Below are 19,157 nucleotides of genomic sequence, written 5' to 3'. Positions count from 1 at the left end.
CCCTCACAGGAGAGCTCGCCGGACGAGATCCAGCACCTGCTCGACCTCTGGCTGCATCATCCAGTGGAGGGACTGCAACTGCCCCTCAGCCTGCTCAATCATGCTGACTGGGCGCAATTCGCTCCACTGCTGTCCAAGGGCAGAGGCAAGACCCTCGACTGGCGCTGGGATCTGGCAAGCTTCCCGCCCCTCGGGGCAGAACGGCTCGCCACCTTGCAGGAGCAGGGCGTCGAGATGGCGTTCAGCGCCATTCCCATGACCAACGACATCTTCAATCAGCTCGACCCCATCAATCCTGTCTTCATCAGCTGCCAGCCAACCCAGGCTCCTCTTTACTGGAATCTGGTGGCCCAATGCCTGCACAGTGCGGGTTACACCCTGCTGGCAGAAGCCAGCGAGATCCAGGATATCGACACCCTGCGCGGCTGGGGCATAGACGGTTACGCCAGCAAGGAGATCTCATGAACAGACTCGGCTCGTTACTCGCCCTGTTGTGGCCGCTGCCGCTGCTGGCCAGTCCCATGATCATCGCCACCGGCGGTGAGCAGGGGATCTATCATCAGGTCGCCAAAGAGTTCTGCCTGCTGGCCAACAAGAGTGACCCCGAGCTGCAATGCAAGCTGCAGGCCACCTCAGGTTCCATCGAGAATCTGCGCCAGTTGCAGACAGGGCAGATACCCTATGCCCTGGTGCAATCGGACTGGCTCTATCAGGCCAGCCGAGGCCTCGGGCCTTATGCCAGCCAGCCGCAACCCGAACTGAGAGCCATGTTCGCCACCCACGCCGAGCCTTTCACCATAGTGGTGCGGGCGGATGGCGACATCACCACGCTGGCGCAGCTCAAACTGGCGCCCATCGACATGGGGCTGAAGAGCTCGGGCACTCGCCAGACGGCCCTGGCCCTGTTCAACCTGTTGGGAGCAAAAGAGCAGGATCTCGATCTGAAGAGCGCAGGCAATCTGGCGGAGGCGCTCTGCAGCAAGCAGATAGATGCCTATGGGCTGGTGATGGGACACCCGAACCGGATCGTGCTCGATACCACCAAGCGCTGTGCCATCCGCTTTCTGCCTATTGAGGGCGATATTCGGGATCGGCTGCTCAAGGGGGTCAAGTACTACCAGCGCAGCCAGGTGCCTGCCCGCATCTATCCCGGCAATCTGAAGGCGACTCCCACCTTTGCCATCGCGGCCACCCTGGTGACCAATGCCGTCACGCCGGAGGCGGACGTCTACCGACTGACCCGGGCCATGTTGACCCAGCAGACCAGCTTCAACGAGCAGACCTATGGTTACGCCAACCTGTTTCACAAGGCGCGCAACAAAACAGGCCCGGTGCTGAGCATCGACCAGCATCCGGGCGCGGCAAAATATTTCGCGGAGTTGAAAGCGGCGGGAAAACTATAGCTGGCGACGGGGGGAGCGCAGTTGCTCGCTGGAGAAACGGGTCTTCATCGATGTCCACTGCGCCAACCGATCGGCACTGCCCGCCAGTGTGCCTTCACGGCGCGACTTCATGATCCAGATGCTCTTGGCATCAAAGCTGTAGACGGGGATGAGATCGGTTCGCTGGCTGCCGGGCAGGATCCGGCTGTTGATGTTGTCGAGCACCAGCGGATCGGATTTGGGCGTTGGAAAATAAAGCGTCACCATATGAAACTGGTTGTATTTCACCGCCTTGACGTAAGCCAGCCGCAGCTTTTTCTCATCCACCCCCAGCTCCATCAGGGTGTAGTACTTGGAGATGCTGTAATCCTCGCAATCCCCGCCCCGGGCACCGATAAATTCCAGCGGATTGGCCCAATAGTCCTCATCCCCCCACAGTCTGGGATCCTCGCTGTAAGTCAGGTTGTTGAAGTAGTTGTTCACCAACGCGATCTTCTGCTGATCCGTGGTGCCCGCCCGGGGCGTAAGCAGGCGGGAAAACGCCTCGGCCCGCTGGATCGCCCTGCCGCCATAGACCTCCTGCAACTTGGCCCTCAACTCGGGGCTGGCGATGTATTCGGAGAGGCGGGAGGCCTGCACGCTGGCACAGAGCAGTGCCAGCGTGCAGGTGGGAACGAGCAGCCATTTCATACTTAACCCTCCATGTCAGATGCTGGAGGTCAGTATAGTTGGCGCAGGCAACCCCATCGGATGAGCCAAGGGTGGCTCATCGGCACTGGGCGAAGGCATCGGCCAGCTGTTGCATGAACTGGGGATAACCATCCGGCCCGAGCGGCACCTGTTCACCCACTTCGTCCAGCAGCAATACCTTGGCGCCGGTGTTGCGGGCCACCGACTCAATCACGGCAGGGGAGAATTGCGGCTCGGCGTAGATGCAGCTCGCCTGTTTCTCCTGCAACGCCTTGCGGATCTCCACCAGCGTCTTGGCGCCGGGACGGCGTTCCGGGCTCACGGTAAAGTGCCCCTTGGAGCTCATGCCGTAGTGACGTTCCCAGTAGCCATAAGCCTCGTGGAACACGAAGTAGCCCTTCTGGTTCACCGCCTTCATCTGTTCGGCGATGAGCTTGTCCTTGGTATCCACCTTGACCTTGAAGGTCAACAGGTTGGCGCGATAACGTTCGGCATTGGCGGGATCCTGGGCACTCAGCGTCTCGCTCAGCGCATTGGCGATGACCAGTGCCTGGGTCGGCCCCAGCCAGATGTGCGGATCCACCCCTTCGTGATGATGCCCCTCGTGTCCATCGTGTCCATCGTGTCCATCGTGATCATGACCCTCATCGGCATGCTCTTCGTGCCCTTCCTGCTTGGAATAGTCGAACAGTGGCATCCCCTCAACCCGGGTAAGCGTCAGCACATGGGGATGCTTGGCCAGCGGCTTGGCCATGAAGCCTTCCAGCTCGGGACCGACCCATACCACCAGGTCGGCATCCTGGATACTGCGAATATCGGAGGGGCGCAGGGAGAAGTCGTGGGGAGAGGCGCCGGTCGGCAGCAACACCTTGGGTTCACTCACGCCATCGGTGATCGCGGCTGCGATAAAGCCGAGGGGCTTGATGGTAGTCAGCACCTCGAGGGCACGGACAGGCAGGCTCACTGCCAGCAAGGCAGTGATCAGTGTAAGAATTCGCATAGAGATCTCGTCAGGAAGTGAGTGTGTGATAATATAACAAACCAACGCTGTTGTTATATTATAACTCTCACAGGCTGTAAACCCCGGAGCTGTCATGACCCAACTGGTGGAGCTGAAAGAGGTCTGTCTTTCGTTCGACGGACGACTCGTGCTCGACAAGGTCTCCTTTACCCTGAATAAAGGCAAAATCACTACTCTGGTCGGCCCCAACGGGGCGGGCAAGAGCACCCTGAGCAAGCTGGTGCTGGGCCTGCTCACCCCGGATACCGGCGAGATCCTGCGCCGTCGCGATCTGCGGGTCGGCTATGTGCCGCAACGCCTCTATCTGGATCCCACCCTGCCACTGACGGTGCGCCGTTTCCTGCAGCTCGGCAAGAATGGCCGTCTCTCCATCGAGGAGGCGCTCAACCGGGTCGGCGCCCAGGGGCTGCTGGACAACCGGATGCAGAAGCTCTCCGGCGGCGAGATGCAGCGAGTGCTGCTGGCCCGCGCCCTGCTGGTCAAGCCCGAGCTGCTGGTGCTGGACGAGCCGGTGCAGGGGGTGGACATCAACGGCCAGATCGAGCTCTATGCCCTCATCAGCAAGCTGGCGGCCGAGTTCAACTGCGCCGTGCTGATGGTCTCCCACGATCTGCACCTGGTAATGGCCAGCACCCACGAGGTGATCTGCCTCAATCGTCACGTCTGCTGTCACGGCGAGCCGGAAAGCGTGGCACGCCATCCCGAATTTGCCCGCCTGTTCGGGCGCCCTGAACAGGAGGTGCTGGCGGTCTACACCCACCATCATCACTGCGATGGCGAACACCATCATCACGATGAGCAGGCCCCCGTCATCCGCCTGCCGTCTCGCAATCAATAAGCGCAGCTAAGGACATTCAAGTGGACAGCTTTCTGTTATATGCCCTCGCGGCCGGCCTCGGCATCGCCCTGCTGGCCGGGCCCCTCGGCAGCTTCGTGGTATGGCGCAAGATGGCCTATTTTGGCGATACCCTCTCCCATGCCTGCCTGTTCGGCATAGCGCTCGGCATACTGCTGCAGGTGGATCTCACCCTGGCCGTGGTGGTCTGCTGCCTCGCCATGGCCATGCTGCTGGTGATCATGAGCCGCAACCAGCAGGTGGCGACCGATACCCTCCTCGGCATCCTGGCCCACAGCGCCCTGTCGCTCGGCCTGGTCACCTTGAGTTTTATGGATAATGTGCGGGTGGATCTGATGGCCTACCTGTTCGGTGACTTGCTCTCGGTACAGCCGGTGGATCTGCTCTGGATCTACGGCGGCGGCGCTCTGGTGCTGCTCACCCTGTGGCGGCTGTGGGATCCCCTGCTCTCCATGACCATCTCGGAAGAGCTGGCGCGGGTGGAAGGGATCCGGGTTGATGTGCTGCGCTGCGTGCTGATGCTGCTGATCGGGCTGGTGATCGCCGTGGCGATGAAGTTTGTCGGGGCGCTGATCATCACCTCACTGCTGATCATCCCCGCCGCCACTGCCCGCCGCTTCAGCCAGACGCCGGAGCAGATGGCCGGTTTTGCTGCGCTGATCGGCTGTCTCGCCGTACTCGGCGGGCTGACACTCTCATGGTATCAAGACACGCCGGCTGGCCCATCGGTCGTGGTCTGTGCCACCAGCCTGTTTATCCTGAGCCAGTTCAAGAAAGCCTGATAGCTCAAGCAGTTATAGCGCCATGCTCTGGCGCGTCTCCATCATCAGCCATTGGCGCAGCCGGCTGATGGCGGGCTCATGGGCCCGGGATCGCTTGCAGGTAAAGTAGAAGGCATCCCCCGTCTCCAGCTGGTGTACCGGCAAGGCCACCAGCTGGGGATCATCGGGCCGCAGCATGTAGTCGTTCACAAACGCCACCCCCTGATCCCAGGCCGCCGCCTCCATCGCCAGCAGCACATGGCTGAAGTGGTGCATCCGCGCCTCGTCCGGGATGACCAGGCAGCCTGCCTTGGCCCAGCGCTGCCAATCCTCCCCCCGCGCCTTGTAGATGGATTGCACCGACAGCAGCGGCAACTGCCAGATGGCCTCGGGCCACTCCCCCTCCAGCTGTTGCAACAGGCGGCGACTGCAGACCGGGAACAACCGCTCCTGATAGATGAGATCGTGGCAATAACCACGGCCGTGCGGCGAGACTGTGATGAAACAGTCCGCCACCCGATCGGAGAGCTCGGGATCTTCTGCCACCATCTCCAGACTCAAATCCAGCTCGGGATAGAGCTGACGTAGCCCCGCCAGACGCGGGATCAGCCACTTCACCGCGAACGAGCTGTAGACAGCGAGCCGCAGCCGCATCTCGCCACCGCCGCGCAGCTGTTCGCTGCTCTGGGCGATCTGGCCGAGCCCGGCCGCTATGCCTTCGAAGTAGACCTCCCCTTGGGCGGTCAGTGACAGCAGCCGCCCCTGGCGCAGCAGCAAGCGCTCACCCAGAAAATCCTCCAGCAGGCGGATCTGGTGGCTGACCGCACTCTGGCTGACGTTGAGTTCGAGGGCCGCACGGGAAAAACTGAGCAGGCGGGCAACCGCTTCGAAATATTGAACGGCGCGCAGGGGAGGCAGCTTCATTATCCAAAATTCTCATAGATGGTGACTTTTTATCATTTTACTGGATAACTGACCCCGCGCTACCCTGCCCTCATCTGATGTGGGAGGTGGTATGAATGCAGTCGGGATCGGTATCCTCTATCTGGTGCTGGGCAACATGGTGGCGGTCTTTTCCGATGCGCTGGTCAAGGTGCTGGAGCCGAGCCAGCCCGTGTTCCAGTTTGTCTTCTTTCGCCAGCTCTCCGCCGCCCTCTTGCTGACGCCCTGGCTGCTCTGGTCATGGCGTCGCAATCCGCCGGTCGCCATCAAGTGGCATCTGCTGCGGGCCCACATCTGGGCGGTTGGCGTCTGTCTGATGGTCATTGCCCTCACCCGCTTGCCGCTCGCCACCGCCAACGCCCTCTTCTATGCGGCCCCGCTGATGATGGTGCCGCTGGCGGTGTGGATGGCGGGGGAAGCCATCTCGCGCCAGAAGGTGCTGACTGCGCTCATCGGTTTTATCGGAGTGCTGATCGTGCTGCGGCCGACCGAGGTGAACTGGGCCGCGCTGGCGGCACTCGGGGTGGCGCTCTCCATGGCGCTCAACAACTTGCTGATCAAGCGGATCCCGCTCCAGCAACCCATAGCCCAGACCCTGTTCTTCACCAACGTGCTGAGCATGCCTTTCATACTTGCGCTGGCACTATGGGAAGGGGGCGATTGGCAGTGGCAGATGTGGTGGCCCGCCTTCGGTTCATCGGCGCTGATCATGGTCTATGCGGGCTTGTGCGTGGTGGCCTATCGCAAGGCGGAGGCGAGCAAGATCGCCTCGGCAGAATATACCGGTCTCTTGATGGCAGTCGCCATCGGGGTCTGGCTGTTTGACGAGCAGCCGGGTCTGCCGCTGCTGCTGGGGTGCTTGTGCATCATAATCCCGCTGCTTGCCATGGCCCGCAGCAAACCCAAACCGCTGACGGAACCTGCGGTCTGACGCAGAGGCAAGTACTAGGGTCGCACCAGCAAAGGGGCGACCCTTTGCTGCAGATGGGGGAGCACATCCTGCTCGAACCAGGGATTCTTCTTGAGCCAGAAGGTGTTGCGCGGGGACGGGTGCGGCAACGGCAGCCAGGCGGGACCATAGTCAGCCCAGCTGCGCACCGTCTCGGTGAGCGACGCCTTGCCTGCGTCACGCAGGTAGTAGGCTTGCGCATACTGGCCGATGAGCAGGGTCAGCTCGATATTGGGCAGCAGCATCAACACCTTGTCGTGCCAGGTGGGCGCACACTCGGGTCTGGGTGGCAGATCCCCCGACTTGCCCTTGCCGGGGTAGCAGAGCCCCATCGGCATGATGGCGATGCGGGACTCGTCGTAGAAGGTCGTTTTATCCACGCCAAGCCAGTGACGCAGCCGATCGCCGGAGGGGTCATCCCAGGGGATGCCGCTGGCATGAACGCGGGTACCGGGCGCCTGGCCGATGATCAGCAAGCGGGCGCTTTCGGCACCACGGATCACCGGGCGTGGCCCCAGTGGCAAATGAGCCTCGCATAACCGGCAGGCCCGGATCTGTCCAAACAGCGTATCGAGTCGGTTCATGAGCCCGATAGTAACAGAATTTCCCCCTCCATCCTGCTTGTGAAAGCGCCGGCGGATACTTATCATGCGACACAAATGTTTAGTTTAATAAACGGAGAGAGATGAAGAACTGGATGAGCACCGGCAGCGCGGCCCTCTCATTCGTGCTGTGGGGCATGCTGCCCCTCTATTACCAGTTCATGCCGGAGGTCAACATGTGGGAGCTGCTCTCCCATCGCGTCCTCTGGTCGGCGGTACTGCTGGGAACCCTCTTCGCCCTGCTCGGCTACCGGGTGCCCTGGGCGCGCCTGCGCAATGAACCCCGTCAGCTTTGCCTCATACTGCTGGCGGGCCCCGTCATGTCCATCAGCTGGTGCATGTTCACCTGGTGCCTGACCACGGGTCAGGTGCTGGCCACCAGCCTCGCCTTCTTCATGACACCACTGTTCAATATCGTGTTCGCCGTGCTCTTCCTCAAGGAGCGGCTCACCCCGCAAAAGCATTTGGCGGTCGCCCTGGCGCTGGCGGGGCTGGCCTACATGCTGTTCTCCTACGGCCAGCTGCCCTGGTTTTCCCTCATCATGGGAGCCAACTTCGCCTTCTACGGCCTGCTCAAGAAGAAGGTGCACTACGACGCCGGCGTCAGCCTCTATCTCGAGGCCCTGGTCCAGCTGCCGGTCGCTTTGCTGATCATCGGCGCTCTGACCCTGAGCGGCATGAGCCAGTTCATGGCCGGTCACTGGGCCGATCGGCTGCTGCTGATGGGCAGCGCCCCCGCCACCCTGCTGCCGGTGGGCCTGTTCTGCTACGCCGTTGCGCGCACCCGCATGAGCACAGTGGGACTGCTGCAATATATAGAACCCAGTCTCGCCTTTCTGCTCGCCCTCTTCTGGTTTGGCGAGACGGCGGATCCGGTGAAGTCGGTGGGCTTTGCCTTCGTCTGGGCGGGTCTGCTGGTGAGCCTGCTGCCGCTGCACAAACTCAGACGCGGAGCCGGCAACCCTGCTCAGGGTCTGCCACGATAGGATTCCAGGATGGCGTGCCACGCGGGATCCTGGTCCATCTGCTCGGCGATGTCGTTCAGCCGGGCATGCAGCTCGCGGCGGGATCTCGGCAGCAACAGGTGGCGGGTATAGCTGGACTGGGGGAAAGGCGAGATGAACAACTTGCCCTCATAGGCATCATGAATGAAGAAGGAGAGTGCCGAGCCCGGCACCAGCGTCACATCGATGCGGCCCCGCATCAACAGGCTGAAATTGGTTTTGACCTTCTTGGCATCGTGGCGCACCAGCTCGCCCCGGGCCACAGCATCATCGATCCCCTGATAGCGATAGCCCTCTATGCCACCGAAGATCAGCCCCTTGAGTGAATCCGGGCCGCGATAGGTGACGGGTCTGGCCGCGCTGGAGATGAGCTCGTTGGTGTCACGCATGATGGGAAAGGTCCAGAGATAACGTTCTCGATGGGGATCCCCCACCCAGGCAGGATTGACCCAGGCCACCAGGCCGTCGAAGTCAGGATCCGACATCTCCAGCGCCAATCTGGCCCGATTCACCAGCCAGAGCTCAAGCCTGGGTTCTCCACCGAGCCTTTCATTGAGATACTTGACCAGATCCCGGCTCAACCCTGTCTTCTCCCCGGTCATGAAAGGGGGATGTTGATGATAATCATAGAGACGGACCGTCTCACCCAACGCCGGGACCGACAACAGACACCACAACCAGAACCAGACTCGCATCGCACCTCCTTGGGCTGCTCTTGAGTTTGGCACAGGCAGATCGAATGAGAAAATCCACCATGGAAGCCGAACCGACCAGCTCACCCCCAACCGGCCAGTGGTCCCTCTATCTGGTTCGCACTGCGGCCGGTCTGCTCTATACGGGGATCAGCACGGATCCGATCAGGCGACTTCGCCAGCACCAGAGCGGCAAAGGCTCACGCGCCCTGCGCGGCAAGGGACCATTGGTGCTGGTGTGGCAGCAGACAGTCGGTGACAAGGGGGCTGCACTGCGGCTCGAATATCGCCTCAAGCAGCAGAACAAAGCCTTCAAGGAGCGCCTGGTGCAAGAGCCGGATAGCTGGACCGACTGGAGTCAGCCCTGGCTGGCGGCTGTTGACCAAGCCATGAAGAGGCCACAAAAAAGGCCACTGCGAGCAGTGGCCAAGGAAGGATCCGATAGCAGGGAGGCTTAACGGTAGGTATTGGATTGCTTGCGCCGGTTGCTGATGAACCAGCACACCACCAGCAGCACCAGCAACCAGGGCGCCAGCTTGATGATGAGAGCAAACATGCCGGCCAGGGCACCGAACAGCACGAAGACACCGCTCACCACCAACATGGCCAGCACGGTGAACCCCGTCAGTGCCATGGCGACCAACACCAGCATCAAGACGATAAATTCCAGCATGTTCTGCTCCTCACAGGCTTCTCTTGCCGACTGAATGACCCTGGGGTCAGTCCAGCCAACGCTTCAATTCACGACGGGGCGGCATGATCAGCACCGCAAGCAGATAGGCGGCCAGGGTCAGCGGCGGCATCAAGATCAGGGCGATCAGCGCCACTATCCGGACCGTCACCCTGGAGAGCCCCAGCCGGCTGGCAATGCCGGCGCAGACCCCGGTCAACTTGCGATGGGCAAGGTCTTTCGGCCAGGGCGTCATGATTATGCCTCCACCTTCTGACCCTTCAGACGGGCCAGCTCGCGTTCAATCTCGTCATTGAGTTCCAGCTCGCGGAACTGAGCCTCCAGCGAGGGATTCTGCCCCAGGGTCGCCGCCTCCAGCTGGGCTTCCAGCTGATCGACCCGCCCCTGAAAACCGTCGAAACGGGCCATCAGCTCATGCATACGCTGATTGTCGACCTGAGCGCGGGCACGGATGCGGCTGTGGGCTGTCTGCTCGCGCAGGGTCAGCATCTTTTGCTTCTCGCGGGCCTCGCTCAGCTTGGCCGCCAGTCGCTCGCTATCGGCGGTGAGCTGGGCCAGCACCTCGGCCACACGGGCCTTGTCCTGCTCCAGCTGGTCACATTTCTTGGCCTCGGCCAGCTTCTCGGTGAGGGCGGCACGGGCCAGATCCTCACGCCCCTTCTGGATGGCGAGCTCGGCCTTGGCCGACCACTCCAGGATCTGGTGTTGCAGCGCCTGCTGGTGGCGTTCCAGCTGCTTCTGCTCGGCGATGACGCGGGCGGCCTGGGTTCTCATCTCGACCTGGACCTGCTCCATCTCCTCGATCATCAGTCGCAACATCTTCTCCGGCTCTTCGCTCTTGTCGAGCAGGCTGTGCAGGTTGGCATTGATCACATCGGTCAGGCGGCTAAATACGCTCATGGTCTGGTTCCTTGTTCATGGGGATGGCTATCTCTTCCCATAGCATTACAAGAGCCATGCCAAGATTATTTATTGTTGTTTTACATATAGATATAGATTTTATGCTGATACTCAAGGCGAGGTAATTGGTTAAAATCGCCAACAAAGTGGTGCTTTTAACCAACAAAAAAGGGAGCCAGCGGCTCCCTCTATGTCGTCTTCCGTTCAGATTCAGACAGCCTGATGACGACCCAGCTTGCTGTCCAGTTCGACCAGCTTGGCTTCCATCCGGGCACGACAGTTGTCAGACAACTCGCGAATGCCGGCGGCGCCGTGCTCCTTGCTGCAGACCGGCGCCATGACTTCCAGCAACACTTCACCATTGTCCCAGCGGTTCAGATCGATCTGGCCGAAGTAGCTGGAGCAGACGATAGGCACCACGGGCACCTCGGCCTGCACGGCGGTATGGAAGGCGCCGGCCTTGAACGGCAGCAGGCCACGGCCCTTGGAACGAGTGCCTTCAGGGAACATCCAGATGGAGGTACCGTGATGCTTGATGCGATCCACCACCTGGCCTATGGTGCCGATGGCACGAGAGCGATTGGAGCGGTCGATGAGCACGTTGCCTGAGAGCCAGAAGAGGAGGCCGAAGAAAGGCAGCCACAGCAGGCTCTTCTTGCCCACCGCCACCACGCCGGGCATGACGGCACCGGTCACGGTGAAGATGTCGAAATTGCTCTGGTGGTTGCAGACGTACACCGCCGGGCCGAGCGACTTGATCTCGTCCGGTATGGTTACCTTGACCTTAAGCCCGAGCAGCGGGCAAACCGCATGGTACATGCGGGCGAAGACAAAGACGTTGTTGGGATGACGCGGACGCACCAGACAGAGCAACAGACCGAACACGAACCAGAAGACGAGCAGCAGGGTTAGCAGCAGCACACGGGCAAGTTTGAGCATCGAACACCTCGGATTTTAACTCGGCGCAGTATACTGATCCCCCTTTTAGCGAACAAGCGTTCGCCAAACAGAACTGACCACCCCGCATCGCACATATGGTCGTATCGAATCCTGCTGACTTGCCCCTGACATTATTGATCGATAGGATATGCACCATTCAACAGGGTAGGGCGAGCATGATTTTGCGACAACGCGTGGCGACAAGACTCCTGCTGCTGGTCTGCATTCTGGTGCTCAACTGTGCGGCCCAGCCGCTGGCCCGGCTGGCTCAGCTCGATCAGGCCCTGAGTTGCCAGCTGCTGCCTGTCCCATCTTCCGGCGCCGAAGCCGACGATGCCCCAACCGCGACATCCCAGCCGAGCAGTTGCCAGCTCAACGGCAAGTGGCTCAGTGCCGCCACCCTGCTCTGCGTTGAACAGATCTTCTTTGCCATCGCCTTCGTGATTGCCCTGCTGGCGCCGCTGTCGCGCCGCTCCCCCGCCTTGCCCCCACCCAGAAACATATCTCCGCCTGAACGGCGACTTCATCTTACTCTCTGTGTCTGGCGAGAATGAGTTAGCCGCGGTTTACACCACCCTAACTTTCATTTTCAAGAGACAAAAAAATGTCAAACATCATCAAGACCGCCCTGTTGATGGGCGGCCTGCTGTGGCAATCCATGGGATTGGCCAGCGATACCGGCTGGCTTGCCAGCCCCCAGAACGATCACGCCAAAGTGCGGCTGCAAGCGGATACCCGAGATCCCGCCCAAACTCGCGTGCTGCTCAGCCTGGAGCTCGAGTCCGGCTGGAAGACCTATTGGCAGAACCCGGGAGAAGGTGGCATTGCCCCTGAAATCTTCTGGGATGCCCCTCAAGCCACCCAGCAGTGGCACTGGCCCGTGCCGGAGCGATTTGACGTCAGTGGTATCTCGACCCAGGGCTATCAGAAGACCGTCAGCCTCCCCATCACGCTTGCTCACAGCAGCAGCGATGCGCTGACTGGCACCCTGCGCCTTTCGACTTGCAGCAATGTCTGCATTCTGACCGACTACCCTTTTACCCTTGCGCTCGATGGCTCTACGCCGGAAGGGTTCGACTTTGCCTACGCCCAGGCGATGAGCAAGCTGCCACAAGCCCTGCCAGATACCGTCATCCTCAAAGCGGGTTATCAGCAAAACCAGCTGCAGCTGACCGCCGACAACCCGCAAGGCTGGCAGGATCCGCAGATTTTCCTCCATAAGCTGGAGGGCGCCGAATTTGGCAAACCCGAGCTGGAGGTGCAAGGCAACACCCTGATCGCCCGCATTCCGGTCAGCGATGGCTGGCAGGGCGATGCGCCCGACATCCGTAGCCAGCAACTCGGGTTTGTACTGGCCAACGGTGAACAGGCCTGGCAGAGTGACGCCAGCATAGGTGACCCGCTTACCCTGCCCCAGAGCGCTCACTCCCTTGTCTGGTTACTGGGCGCCGCCCTGCTGGGTGGCCTTATCCTCAATCTGATGCCCTGCGTGCTGCCGGTGCTGGCACTCAAGCTGGGGTCGGTGTTGCAGCTGGAAACCCGCGAGCGCCGTCCGGTTCGTTTGCAATTCCTGGCGGCCAGTGCCGGCATCCTGGTCTCCTTCTGGGCGCTGGCACTGATGAGCACACTGCTGCGCGCCACCCAGGGAGCGGTCGGCTGGGGTATCCAGTTCCAGAGCGTCTGGTTTATCGGCTTCATGGTGGTGGTCACCCTGCTGTTTTGTGCCAACCTGCTGGGGCTGTTCGAGTTAAGGCTGCCAAGCAACCTCAATACCCGTCTCGCCACCACGGGTGGCAACAGCCTGGGCGGTCACTTTCTGCAGGGGTGCTTCGCTACCCTGCTGGCGACCCCCTGCTCGGCCCCCTTCCTCGGCACCGCAGTCGCCTTTGCGCTCGGAGCACCGCTGGGTCAACTCTGGCTCATCTTCACCGCACTTGGCCTTGGCATGAGCCTGCCCTGGCTGCTGATCGCCGCCTTCCCCCGCCTTGCGCTCTGGCTGCCGAAGCCGGGCCGCTGGATGGGGCGCCTGCGCATTCTGCTCGGTCTGATGATGCTGGGCTCCAGCCTCTGGCTGCTCAGCCTGCTCGGCAACCATATCGGTCAATTCTGGATGCTGATCCTGATGGCGCTGATGCTGGCTGCCCTGCTGCTAGCCGTGGTGTGGCGTCACGGTATTCGGGGTGTGACCCTGGGACTGGCCCTCACCTGTCTACTGGGTGGCGCCCTGCTGCTGGGCGGCGCCTTTACGATGGAAGGAAAACCCCAGCGAGATACCGTCAACTGGCAGCCACTCTCGGAGCAAGCCATCCAGGACGCGCTGACGCAGAACAAGCGGGTCTTTGTCGATGTCACCGCCGACTGGTGCATAACCTGTAAAGCCAACAAATTCAATGTGCTACTGCGAGATGACGTGCAAAAAGCGCTGAGCGCCCCCGATGTGGTGGCCCTGCGAGGGGACTGGAGCCGTCCCTCTGCCAACATCGCCGACTTCTTGCGCCAACGCGGCAGCGTGGCCATTCCCTTCAACCAGATCTACGGGCCCGGCCTGCAGGGTGGCGAGATCCTTTCGCCCCTGCTGGACCGCCCGACCCTGCTTGCCACCCTGGCGCAAGCAGGCATTGCCACTTCTCAAGGAGACACTAAATGAAACCGACCCTGCGCACCCTGACCCTGCTGGCCGCTTTGCTGGCCCCGGCCCTGCACGCCGCCCCCTTCACCCCGGAGCAGGAGGCCCGCATCAAGGAGCTCATTCGTGAAACCCTGGTGGCCAACCCCAAGATCCTCGACGAGGCAGCCGAATCCTGGGAGAAGCAGAACGCGGCGGATCAGGCCAGCCAGCTTGGCAACTTCATCAAGGGCAACCAGGAGGTGCTGTTCAACAGCGCTACCAGCCCGCGCCTGGGCGCCAAAAACCCCAAGCTGACCCTGGTGTCGTTCACCGACTACAACTGCCCCTACTGCAAACAGTTCGATCCCCATCTGGCCAGGCTGCTGAAGGCCTACCCAAATGATGTCGGGCTGGTGATCAAGCTGCTGCCGTTCAAGGGGCAGACCTCCGCCAAGGCGGCCCAGTACAGCCTGACCCTGTGGCAGCAGGATCCCGCCCGCTTCCTCGCCCTGCACGACAAGCTGATGAGCAAGCAGGGCATGCTGACCGAGGCTGATATCAACAAGGCGCTGGCGGCCACCGGCAACACTGCGCTCAAACCCGAAGCCAGGGCCACCGAGGAGCTGCGCAACAGCCTTCGCATCGGCACCTTGCTCGGCGTGCAGGGCACACCGGCGACCCTTGTCGGCAACCAGCTGGTGTCGGGCGCCATCCCCTATGAAGAGCTTGAGCAAATCGTGAAAGCCGAACTGGCCAGGAAGGGGTGATCATGGAAGCCAAACCATCCCTTCCCCATCGCCTGCGACGCTGGGGCAAAGAGGCGCTCTGGCTGCTGTTGTTTGGCGTGGTCATTTCGACGGCGCTGGACTTCTGGCGCAGCCCGGCGCTGCCAGAAGGCAACCCTCTGCCCACCCTCACCCTGCAAGATGGCACCACCGCCGACCTGCAGGCCATGAGCCGGGAAAGGCCGCTGCTGGTCTACTACTGGGCCAGCTGGTGCGCCGTCTGCCGCTTCACCACACCGACCGTGGAGCAGCTCTGGCAGGACGGTGAAAACGTGCTGACGGTGGCACTGCGCTCCGGCAACACGCAGCAGTTGAGCAAGGGGATGGGCAAGAAGGGGCTGACCTTCCCGACCCATAACGATGAGCGAGGGGATCTCGCCGCCCGTTGGCAGGTGAGCGTCACCCCCAGCTTCCTCATCGTCAAGGACGGCAAGGTGGTGAGTACCACCACAGGCTGGAGTTCGGGTCTGGGCCTGAAATTGCGCCTGGCCTGGGCCAGCCTCGGCTAAACCGGCCTCACGGGTTACGACATTGGTGCTCTTGTCCCTGATGAAGAAGAGCACCACTCGGCCCAAATATAATCGAGATAGAGGTAGCTTTTGCCCAAGCGGGCGGGACAACCCCTGTTGACCGCCCGCATCAGGCCTCTATCGACAATCAACTTCACATCCTCATGCAAATACAGGAGTGGATATGACTTCCATCATCGCGCGTTTTCTGTCGACCCGGAGTGGACGCTATTTCTTGCCGCTGACACTGATCCGGATAGCGTTCGGTCTTTTCTTCTTTGCGTCTGGTTTGAATAAATTGATTCAGCCAGATAACCAGCAGGCCATGCTGCACACCATGATAGAGGCAGGGCTCCCGTATCCTGCCTTCATGGCAACCTTTGTTGCAGGCAATGAAACCCTGTTTGGCTTGCTGCTGGTTTTTGGTCTGCTGACCAGGTTGTCCTCGCTGGTGTTGCTGGTGATCAACATTGTTGCCCTGGTGACCATAGGTCTTCATCAGATACCCGCCGACGTGACCGGGCTCGAATGGTATAGCTGGCTGCTCTATCTGCCCGAGTCTGTCTATATCCTGCTATGCATCTTGCTGGTGGTACAGGGTTGTGGCCCCTGGGGGCTCGATCGCCATCTTGTTCGCCTGCTGCCAGAGGCGGGGCGCTGAACTCCCCTTGGCAAGCCGCAGTTGTTTGTTTACTGCACCACTTCGCTCAGATGACTCAACGCCCGGCCTGCCGGGCGTTTTTTCAACCGCCATCACACATGTCCTACCCTCTTCTTGCCAAAATGGCAGCGATCGGAGCTTTTCTCGCATTAGCAACTTGCTTGCCATATCGCCTCCTATTCATGGCGGAGCTGACCTGTTTCCGTTAAAATGACGGGTTTTTGCCGTGCCTGGTTTCTCAAGCTCCACCATCAGGCGCCCGCATTGTGAATTCCAAGATGCCAGTGATGCAGGATCTGCCATGAACAACTACTTTCGGGTACTGGGCGTCAAGTCCAATGCCAGCGAAAACGACATCAAAAAAGCCTATCGACGGCTGTCGAACCAGTACCACCCAGACAAGCTGTTGGGGGCGAGCGAAGAAGAGCGAGAGCTGGCAGCCATCAAGCTGCACCAGGTAAAGCAGGCCTATGAAGTGCTGTCAGACCCGAAACAACGGGCCGCTTTCATCAAGGATTTCAACAACGTCATCGTGACCGATCCCGCTTCTGCCATGCAGGAGATGTGGGACCAATTTTACCCCTGAGGCGCTATGCAGAAAAAATGGGACCAGGCGCGGATCAAAGCGCTGATGAGTGATGCCAGTGAGAACATCGAATCCTACCGGGATCAGGACGACCCCAAGGCGCTGGAGCAATTCACCGGCAAGATGAAGACACTGCTGCTGGCTGACATGAGCATGCTGGAATTCATGCCCGAATACCTGCCGCTGGCCCTCTATGGCCGGGTGCAGTTTCCGGCCAAGGCCAAGCCTGAGTGGAACAAGTGGCTCGGCAGCGGCGTACAACCCTCATGGGACGAATTCAAGGTGTCGGTAGCGTTCAACAATGCCGACCTGCCACTGGTGAAAGCGGTGCGGGCCCAGAGCGAAGATCAGCTGATCGAAGCCTGCGCCGTGCTGTTCCAGCTGGACAACCCGCTGCCGCGTGGCGGCCGCCGTGCCGATGACGACTACGAGCTTCGCGACGACGATGATGACGACGGGGAGAACGCTGACGCCGACTACAACGGTGATGGTGACGACGACGGCGATCAAGACATGTACGACGAAGTACGTTTCTAACTTGGGGCAAAGCATGCACAGTCTGATAGAAATTACCGCCATCGAGATCAAAGAGCTGGCCGTGATCGAGCCGAAACAGGCCAGCGAGAAGTTCGAACTGATCGCCAAGACAATGTCTGACGATCAGTTGGCCGAAGTCATTGAACAGATTGATATCGTCACCCTGACCCAGATCAACAGCCAGCACGACATGTCGTTCCCGTCCATCATCTCCGAGCTGATGACCCCGGAGCGGATCCGCGACATCGTCTGCCAGCAGCCCCTCTACTGGGAAGAGGCGATCAAGAACAACGCCGAAGAACTGCAGCAGCACACCTTCGACTTCCTCAACTACCTGATCCGCACTCAGGACAGCGACGCCAAGCAGGCGGAGATCCTGGAGTGCATCGCCGAGGATCCGGCCGGTCTCTTCTACCTCGCCATCCCCTTCATCGAGTTCTATCGCGGTGAGCGCTTCGAGGATGAAGAGGGCTTCCACGACACGCTGCACGCCGAAGAGGAAGACTTGGAAGAGGCACTCTCCTACAGCGACCGCCAGCAGAGCGAAAATGCCCACGACTACCCGCTGGATGACCCGCGCAGCCTCTTGATGCTGATCCGCGAGCTGACCCCGGACGTGGAAAAAGCCATCAAGGCACTGCTGCGCAATGAGCACTCATCCTGGGAAGGGATCATCAGCAAGTTCGCCAGCGAGCTGGTGATGCAGGCCAAAGATAAGAACGATGCCTCCGACGAGTACGCCGAAGTCGACGACATGTTCAGCTTCCTGGATTGAGGAACCCCGTCATGCAACTAGCCATACGCGATGTCAATCAGGGCCCCTTTCTCACTCAGGTGCTGCGCTTTGGCCGCGAGAGCGAACACTTGAGCGATCAGCAGCTGGGCCAGATCAAGGGCAAGGCGGTGCTGATGAGCCTGAAGTTCGCCGACAAGTACTACAACAAGTACAAGATGCATCTGCTGGAACAGGCCGCCCACGACGTCATCGGCGTGGTCAGCCTGGGCCTGCTGGAGCTGTCGCAACGGGATACGGCCAAGGCACTGGCCCTGCTGCAGACGCCGGAAGGGCCCATCAAGCCGTTCCAGAAGGGCTGGTCCATGCTGATCTCGGTCAGCGCCAAGCAGCCCGGTGGCAACAGCCTCTATGGCGATGTGGATGCCCGCCTGCTGGACAAGATCTCCAGCCCGCCGGATGTGGAGGAGTGGCAAGGGTGGCAGGAGTACGAGAAGGCGCTGGTGGAGCACAACAAGGCCCGCCTGATGAGCCTGATCGATCAGCACTTCTTCGCCTGCGAGAACGACCACCCTACCATGGAGGACAAGCTGGCCGAGGCCCTGCTCTACCGCATCCTCTGCGGCAATGGCAGCGGCGCCGCGCCCTTGAAGGTGAAGCAGGATCTCAAGCGTCGTCTGGCGCGAGAAATCGTGCTGCAAGAAGTCTGGTACGACACCGACTATCTGGCCGCCCAGCTGGAGCTGCTGCTGGCGGAGCTGCCGGGCGAGCTGATCACCGGCCTGCGTCAGGATCTCAGCAAGGGATTCGTCGCCAACCTGCTGCACACCCTGGGCTTTGTGCGCCAGTACCAGTTGCTGCAACAAGAGAACGCCGAGCCGGAGAAGCTCGACAATTTCGAGATGCGCGCCGGTCTCAAGCACCCGCTGCTCGGCTGGCCGCTCTACCACGACTTCTAAGGGGCATTTTCGCCGCCCACAGAGTCGCACCACAACGCCCGGCCCGCCGGGCGTTGTTATATCCGGCGATCAGCACATCCCCTCTCCCGCCATATTTATTCACTTAATGCTCACCACCGAATAAACAACCCGCGTCGCAACCGCCGGGTTGTAGTGGAGTGACGGGGTGAAAAATGGGATGTGCATCCCACTACAGAGCCAAAATAGGCACAAAATGGCCGACAGGATCACATCAGACGTACCGCAACCATGTTGCAAACCGGGCTGAAACCACGGCAACGTGCGCATAAAAAGGCGGAATGGATCAATAAAAAGCAATTAATCGCGCCGGATTAAATTTAAGATCTGGC

General features: G+C 60.6%; 24 protein-coding genes and 1 pseudogene. 16 read left to right on the top strand and 9 right to left on the bottom strand.

Features of this window, described 5'->3' with window-relative positions; genetic code table 11:
* Together BN1128_RS10190 and BN1128_RS10185 are read left to right on the top strand one after the other, a co-directional pair.
* Nucleotides 1–465: pseudogene (locus BN1128_RS10190) on the top strand (hypothetical protein); the annotation flags it as partial.
* Nucleotides 462–1,403: a TAXI family TRAP transporter solute-binding subunit gene (locus BN1128_RS10185; RefSeq protein ID WP_042868268.1), complete on the top strand. Its 942-nt coding sequence runs from the start codon at nucleotides 462–464 to the stop codon at nucleotides 1,401–1,403. The pseudogene BN1128_RS10190 and the gene BN1128_RS10185, both read left to right, overlap by 4 nt.
* On the opposite strand, the gene BN1128_RS10180 is transcribed toward BN1128_RS10185, so the two are convergent.
* Both BN1128_RS10180 and znuA read right to left on the bottom strand, forming a co-directional pair.
* Nucleotides 1,398–2,072, bottom strand: a complete 675-nt coding sequence (locus BN1128_RS10180) for a transglutaminase-like cysteine peptidase (RefSeq protein WP_042868267.1) — start codon at nucleotides 2,070–2,072, stop codon at nucleotides 1,398–1,400. The two genes, BN1128_RS10185 and BN1128_RS10180, sit on opposite strands and share 6 nt — an antisense overlap.
* Before the next feature lie 76 nt (nucleotides 2,073–2,148).
* Nucleotides 2,149–3,072, bottom strand: coding sequence for a zinc ABC transporter substrate-binding protein ZnuA (gene znuA / locus BN1128_RS10175; protein ID WP_042868264.1), 924 nt, complete (start codon nucleotides 3,070–3,072; stop codon nucleotides 2,149–2,151).
* A gap of 94 nt (nucleotides 3,073–3,166) precedes the next feature.
* Here znuA and znuC point away from each other — a divergent pair, with 94 nt between their 5' ends.
* Both znuC and znuB read left to right on the top strand, forming a co-directional pair.
* A complete protein-coding gene (znuC, locus tag BN1128_RS10170) occupies nucleotides 3,167–3,931 on the top strand; it encodes a zinc ABC transporter ATP-binding protein ZnuC (protein WP_042868263.1) in 765 nt (254 codons plus the stop codon).
* A gap of 20 nt (nucleotides 3,932–3,951) precedes the next feature.
* A complete protein-coding gene (gene znuB, locus BN1128_RS10165) occupies nucleotides 3,952–4,731 on the top strand; it encodes a zinc ABC transporter permease subunit ZnuB (protein ID WP_042868261.1) in 780 nt (259 codons plus the stop codon).
* Nucleotides 4,732–4,743: 12 nt separating this feature from the next.
* Here the strand turns inward: znuB and BN1128_RS10160 are convergent, their stop codons facing one another.
* Entirely contained in the window at nucleotides 4,744–5,634 is an 891-nt protein-coding gene (locus BN1128_RS10160; RefSeq protein ID WP_042868259.1) for a LysR substrate-binding domain-containing protein, read from the bottom strand.
* Between the two features lie 91 nt (nucleotides 5,635–5,725).
* Here BN1128_RS10160 and BN1128_RS10155 point away from each other — a divergent pair, with 91 nt between their 5' ends.
* Nucleotides 5,726–6,583, top strand: coding sequence for a DMT family transporter (locus BN1128_RS10155; protein WP_042868257.1), 858 nt, complete (start codon nucleotides 5,726–5,728; stop codon nucleotides 6,581–6,583).
* A gap of 14 nt (nucleotides 6,584–6,597) precedes the next feature.
* On the opposite strand, the gene BN1128_RS10150 is transcribed toward BN1128_RS10155, so the two are convergent.
* Nucleotides 6,598–7,185, bottom strand: a complete 588-nt coding sequence (locus BN1128_RS10150) for a uracil-DNA glycosylase family protein (RefSeq protein WP_042868255.1) — start codon at nucleotides 7,183–7,185, stop codon at nucleotides 6,598–6,600.
* Between the two features lie 101 nt (nucleotides 7,186–7,286).
* Here BN1128_RS10150 and rarD point away from each other — a divergent pair, with 101 nt between their 5' ends.
* Nucleotides 7,287–8,189 (top strand): EamA family transporter RarD, encoded by a 903-nt coding sequence (rarD, locus tag BN1128_RS10145; RefSeq protein WP_042868253.1) that lies wholly within the window; start codon nucleotides 7,287–7,289, stop codon nucleotides 8,187–8,189.
* Here the strand turns inward: rarD and BN1128_RS10140 are convergent.
* Complete coding sequence (locus tag BN1128_RS10140; RefSeq protein WP_042868251.1) at nucleotides 8,171–8,902, bottom strand: substrate-binding periplasmic protein; 732 nt, start codon at nucleotides 8,900–8,902, stop codon at nucleotides 8,171–8,173. The two genes, rarD and BN1128_RS10140, sit on opposite strands and share 19 nt — an antisense overlap.
* A 44-nt stretch (nucleotides 8,903–8,946) precedes the next feature.
* On the opposite strand from BN1128_RS10140, the gene BN1128_RS10135 reads away from it, so the two are divergent.
* On the top strand, nucleotides 8,947–9,357 hold the full coding sequence (locus tag BN1128_RS10135) for a GIY-YIG nuclease family protein (protein WP_042868250.1): 411 nt from the start codon (nucleotides 8,947–8,949) through the stop codon (nucleotides 9,355–9,357).
* Here BN1128_RS10135 and pspG read toward each other — a convergent pair.
* From pspG to BN1128_RS10115, 4 genes are all read right to left on the bottom strand, one after another.
* On the bottom strand, nucleotides 9,354–9,572 hold the full coding sequence (gene pspG, locus BN1128_RS10130) for an envelope stress response protein PspG (protein ID WP_005313840.1): 219 nt from the start codon (nucleotides 9,570–9,572) through the stop codon (nucleotides 9,354–9,356). The two genes, BN1128_RS10135 and pspG, sit on opposite strands and share 4 nt — an antisense overlap.
* 46 nt (nucleotides 9,573–9,618) lie before the next feature.
* Complete coding sequence (locus BN1128_RS10125; RefSeq protein WP_021139706.1) at nucleotides 9,619–9,825, bottom strand: PspC domain-containing protein; 207 nt, start codon at nucleotides 9,823–9,825, stop codon at nucleotides 9,619–9,621.
* A 2-nt stretch (nucleotides 9,826–9,827) separates the two neighbouring features.
* Nucleotides 9,828–10,490 (bottom strand): phage shock protein PspA, encoded by a 663-nt coding sequence (gene pspA / locus BN1128_RS10120; protein ID WP_042868247.1) that lies wholly within the window; start codon nucleotides 10,488–10,490, stop codon nucleotides 9,828–9,830.
* Nucleotides 10,491–10,700: 210 nt separating this feature from the next.
* Nucleotides 10,701–11,429, bottom strand: a complete 729-nt coding sequence (locus BN1128_RS10115) for a 1-acylglycerol-3-phosphate O-acyltransferase (RefSeq protein WP_042868245.1) — start codon at nucleotides 11,427–11,429, stop codon at nucleotides 10,701–10,703.
* Between the two features lie 176 nt (nucleotides 11,430–11,605).
* On the opposite strand from BN1128_RS10115, the gene BN1128_RS10110 reads away from it, so the two are divergent.
* From BN1128_RS10110 to atcC, 9 genes are all read left to right on the top strand, one after another.
* Nucleotides 11,606–11,983 (top strand): hypothetical protein, encoded by a 378-nt coding sequence (locus BN1128_RS10110; RefSeq protein WP_042868243.1) that lies wholly within the window; start codon nucleotides 11,606–11,608, stop codon nucleotides 11,981–11,983.
* A 50-nt stretch (nucleotides 11,984–12,033) separates the two neighbouring features.
* Complete coding sequence (locus BN1128_RS10105) at nucleotides 12,034–14,076, top strand: protein-disulfide reductase DsbD family protein (protein WP_042868241.1); 2,043 nt, start codon at nucleotides 12,034–12,036, stop codon at nucleotides 14,074–14,076.
* Complete coding sequence (locus BN1128_RS10100; RefSeq protein ID WP_042868239.1) at nucleotides 14,073–14,804, top strand: DsbA family protein; 732 nt, start codon at nucleotides 14,073–14,075, stop codon at nucleotides 14,802–14,804. The genes BN1128_RS10105 and BN1128_RS10100 overlap by 4 nt, the downstream gene beginning before the upstream one ends.
* Before the next feature lie 2 nt (nucleotides 14,805–14,806).
* Complete coding sequence (locus BN1128_RS10095; RefSeq protein WP_042868237.1) at nucleotides 14,807–15,331, top strand: protein disulfide oxidoreductase; 525 nt, start codon at nucleotides 14,807–14,809, stop codon at nucleotides 15,329–15,331.
* Between the two features lie 184 nt (nucleotides 15,332–15,515).
* Complete coding sequence (locus tag BN1128_RS10090; protein ID WP_042868234.1) at nucleotides 15,516–15,992, top strand: DoxX family protein; 477 nt, start codon at nucleotides 15,516–15,518, stop codon at nucleotides 15,990–15,992.
* A gap of 301 nt (nucleotides 15,993–16,293) precedes the next feature.
* Nucleotides 16,294–16,578, top strand: a complete 285-nt coding sequence (gene atcJ / locus BN1128_RS10085; protein WP_005313867.1) for a cold adaptation protein ActJcold adaptation protein ActJ — start codon at nucleotides 16,294–16,296, stop codon at nucleotides 16,576–16,578.
* 6 nt (nucleotides 16,579–16,584) lie between these two features.
* Entirely contained in the window at nucleotides 16,585–17,115 is a 531-nt protein-coding gene (gene atcA, locus BN1128_RS10080; RefSeq protein WP_021139714.1) for a cold adaptation protein AtcA, read from the top strand.
* Nucleotides 17,116–17,128: 13 nt separating this feature from the next.
* On the top strand, nucleotides 17,129–17,890 hold the full coding sequence (gene atcB, locus BN1128_RS10075) for a cold adaptation protein AtcB (protein ID WP_042868232.1): 762 nt from the start codon (nucleotides 17,129–17,131) through the stop codon (nucleotides 17,888–17,890).
* Between the two features lie 11 nt (nucleotides 17,891–17,901).
* The gene (atcC, locus tag BN1128_RS10070) at nucleotides 17,902–18,807 is read left to right on the top strand and encodes a cold adaptation protein AtcC (protein ID WP_042868230.1); all 906 of its coding nucleotides are present in this window, start codon (nucleotides 17,902–17,904) and stop codon (nucleotides 18,805–18,807) included.
* The last annotated feature ends 350 nt before the right edge of the window (nucleotides 18,808–19,157 follow it).

The sequence above is a fragment of the Aeromonas piscicola genome (genome assembly GCF_000820005.1).
Lineage (GTDB): Bacteria > Pseudomonadota > Gammaproteobacteria > Enterobacterales > Aeromonadaceae > Aeromonas > Aeromonas piscicola.
This window is presented reverse-complemented; position numbering and strand designations above follow the sequence as displayed.